Source organism: Rhizobacter sp. (assembly GCF_031412075.1).
In the GTDB taxonomy this organism is placed as follows: Bacteria; Pseudomonadota; Gammaproteobacteria; order Burkholderiales; family Burkholderiaceae_C; genus Rhizobacter.
In genome coordinates this window covers 1-3,484 of the sequence record NZ_JANOCG010000596.1, presented here as the reverse complement: position 1 = coordinate 3,484, position 3,484 = coordinate 1, and the positions used below count along the sequence as shown (strand labels likewise).

Here is a 3,484-nt window from a genome sequence, read left to right as displayed (position 1 = left end):
GGAACGTGCCGCGCAGCGTGTTGTCTTTCTTCGACGGGATCCAGGCACGCTTGCCATCGGGCTGGATGGTCACCGCGCTCAGGAAGTTGGGCACACCGCGGCCGCTGGCTTCGGTGTCGGGGCCGGGGTCGGTGGCGAGCGCGAAGGTGCGCGTCACCACGAAGGCGCTGGTGTTCACCTCGACCACCTCGCCACGGTCCAGCGGCGAGATGTAGCGGGTGACGAGCAGGCGGTTGGAGTCACCCGAGATGGCCAGGCCGCGCGGCGAGCTGCCGGCGGTGAGCGTGCCCTGCACGGCACCCGTGCTCGGGTGCAGCTTGAGCACACGCCCCGAGCCTTGCAGCGTGACGAAAGCTGAGGTGCCCAGCGGACTGAACACCACGCCAAAGGGGCGTGAACCGAGGCCGGTCTGGATGGTCTGCACCACCGCGCCGCTGACCGGGTCGAGCACGCTGATGCTGCCCGAGCCGTGGTTGGTGACCCAGATGCGGCCGTCAGGCGCCTGCGCCAGCGTCTGCGGGTTCAGGCCCACCGCCTGCTCGAAGAGGCGGGTGTTGTTGGCCGCGTTGATGGCGGTCACCGAGTCGTTGTCGGAGTTGACCACCCACACACGGTTGCGCCCGGCGTCGAAGGCAATGGTGCTCGACGAGCGCGGCGCGGTGGCCGTGGGTTGGGTGTGCACCGTCTGTGTGGCCGAGCAGGTGCTGGTGACGGTGCCGCTGCGCACCGTGAGCACCACCGGGTAGTGCGCCGGTGCTGAGTAAACGCGCGCAGCCGAGGCGTTGCTGGAGAAGCCGGTGCTGGTGCCGTCACCGAAGTTCCACGAATACTGCAGGTTGGTGCCGCTGGCGCTGGCCGGGCTGAACGACACCGTGCTGCCCACCAGTGCCGGCGTGCGGGCGCCGAGCGTGCAAGACACGCCAGGGGCCGTGCCGGCGGTGGTGAAGCGGGAGGTGAACGCGGCCACGCCGATGCCCACATCGTCTTTCATGCCACCGGCCGTGACCACCACTTCATAGGTGGTGCCAGGCAACAGCGGTGCGTCGGGCGAAAAGTTGAGGATGCTCGACTGCCCGCTGTACTTGCCGGCAAGGCCCGCGCCACCGACGGGCCGCACGATGAAGGTGCTGCTGGACACGGTGCGCAAATCGATCTGGTCGGTGAGCGTGATGCCCACGCGGCTGGTCACCGCCTGGTTGGTCGCGTTGTTCTTCGGCGAGACCATGTTGACCGCGGCCGAGCCGGTGATCGGCCCGGTCTGGTGCGGCATGATCGCGCTGCCATTGCCGTGGTCGTTGCCCACCATCACCAGGTTGCCGAACACGGTGCCGAAGTCTTCGTCGCGGTTGGTGATGTTGGACGTGCCGGTGCCGACGATGGCACCCGTCGACAGATTGACCTTGGCGTACTTGTTGGAGAAGCCGGCGTGGGCAAAGCCGCGCTGAGTCGACACATAACCACCGCGCCCGCCGATGTCGGGCGACTGCACCAGCTGCGGGAAGCTGGCCGGGTTGGTGATGTCGAACACGTGCAGCCGGTTGTCGATGCCGGCGGTGATCACACGCTCTCCGTTGACGACGGCGCTGTAGTGGCCCGCCATGGCGGTGGTCGATGCGATGACACGCGGGTCGCGCGGGTTGCTGATATCGAGCGTGACGAGGCCGGGGCCTTCGTTGTTGGAAGCCGCGACCAGCAGGTTGCCGACCGCAAACAGCGGCCCCACGCGAAAGCCGCCCCAGCTGCCGGTGCTGACCTGCGTCACCAGCGTCGGGTTGCGCGGGTCGGTGGCATCGACCACATAGATGCCGTTGCCCGAGCCGCCCACATACACATACGGCGCCTGCCAGAACACCCACCACGCACCCAGCGCGTAGTCGGACTCGGCAATGCCGGGCAGCGTCATCGAGTTGAGCAACGCGGGCGCGCGCTCGTTGGTGATGTCCCAGAACTGGATGCCGTTGATGGCCTGCATCACGACATACTTGCCCGGGTAGCTGTTGCTGAACCCGAAGCCGTGGGGCTCGCGCAAAGCCGTCACGTTGGTCTGCGACACCCGCACCGGCGCGCGCGGGTTGCTCATGTCGTAGAAGGCGAAGCCACCGCCCGAAGCGCCCGAGTCGCGGCCGAAGGGCACGAACAGATAGCCGTTGACCATCTGCACCGTGCCGTGGCCTCGGGCGCTGCCCGACACGTCGCTGTTCAGGATGACCAGCGGTTGGAAAACTTCGGCGCTGCTGTAGCTGAGGTTGGGCAAGCCGGGGCCATCAGCCAATGCGGGCGCGTGCATGGCGCCGAGCGACAAGGACAGTGCGGCCGCTGCCAGGCGCGGCAGGGCCCCGAACGAAAGGCGGTTGAGCTTCATCGACGTCTCCTTGTGGCGCTCGTGATCGGCACCACTTTTGTAGAACACTTTTAGAACATTTGTTCTATTGTTTTTGTTTTGAGAATGTTTATTTTATAGAGGGCGTACACCCCCCTGTCAACCGGGCATCTGCCGGTCAATGACGCGGGCAAACCCTCGGAGGGCGAACGGTCGCCACCTACAATCCGCCCCCCAACCACGCCTGCCTCCATGTTCAAGAACGCACTTCTCTATCGCATCGGCCCTTGGGAGCCGCCCACCAGTGCCGAGATCGAGGCCCGCCTCGACGCCGGCCGTTTTGTCGAATGCGGCGCATCGCAACAAGAGTCCATCGGCTGGGTCGAGCCGCGGGGTGAAAAGAACGGCGTGCTGATGGAAGGCGTGGGCGGCCAGCTCATCCTCAAGCTGTGCATCGAGCGCAAGGCCGTGCCCAGCCAGGTGGTGAAAAACACGCTGGAGGCGCAGCTCGACAAGGTCGAAGCCGACACCGGCCGCCGCCCCAAGGGCAAGAAGGCCAAGGAGCTGAAAGAAGACATCGTGCACGGCCTGCTGCCGCGTGCCTTCCCCAAGCGCTCGACCACGCTGGTATGGATTGACCCGCGCGCCAAGCTGGTGATCGTCGGCGCCGGCAGCGTGAAGGCCTCTGACCGCATCGTGAGCATGTTGGTGGAGCTGCTGGGCGGTGGCATCACCCTCACCCTTTTGCAAACCGAGCTCTCACCCGCCACCGCCATGGCCGAGTGGCTGAAGAGCCGCGAAGCGCCGGCCGGTTTCACGATCGACCGCGAGTGCGAGCTGAAGCAGCCCGACAGCGAAAAGTCGCTGGTGCGCTACGCCCGCCACACGCTCGACATCGACGAGGTCGGCGAGCACATCGCCCAGGGCAAGCTGCCCACCTCGCTGGCCATGACCTGGAACAGCCGCGTCTCCTTCGTGCTGAACGAAGCTGGCACAGTAAAGAAGATCAAGCTGCTCGACGTGGCGCTCGAAGGCGCGGGATCGACGGGTAAAGACGACAACGGCTTCGACACCGACGTCGCCATCACCACCGGCGAGCTGAGCCAGCTCTTCCCGCAGTTGATCGACGCGCTGGGCGGCGAGCTGGCGCGCGACAAACCCGCG

2 protein-coding genes are annotated in these 3,484 nt (G+C 66.2%); one reads left to right on the top strand and one right to left on the bottom strand.

All coding sequences use genetic code 11. The features are described from left to right. Window positions 1–2,362, bottom strand: a 2,362-nt coding sequence (locus RMO40_RS22020; protein ID WP_309725742.1) for an Ig-like domain-containing protein, incomplete at its 3' end; no start/stop codon positions are given. 210 nt (window positions 2,363–2,572) lie between these two features. On the opposite strand from RMO40_RS22020, the gene RMO40_RS22015 reads away from it, so the two are divergent. Further along, window positions 2,573–3,484, top strand: a 912-nt coding sequence (locus RMO40_RS22015) for a recombination-associated protein RdgC (RefSeq protein ID WP_309725741.1), incomplete at its 3' end; no start/stop codon positions are given.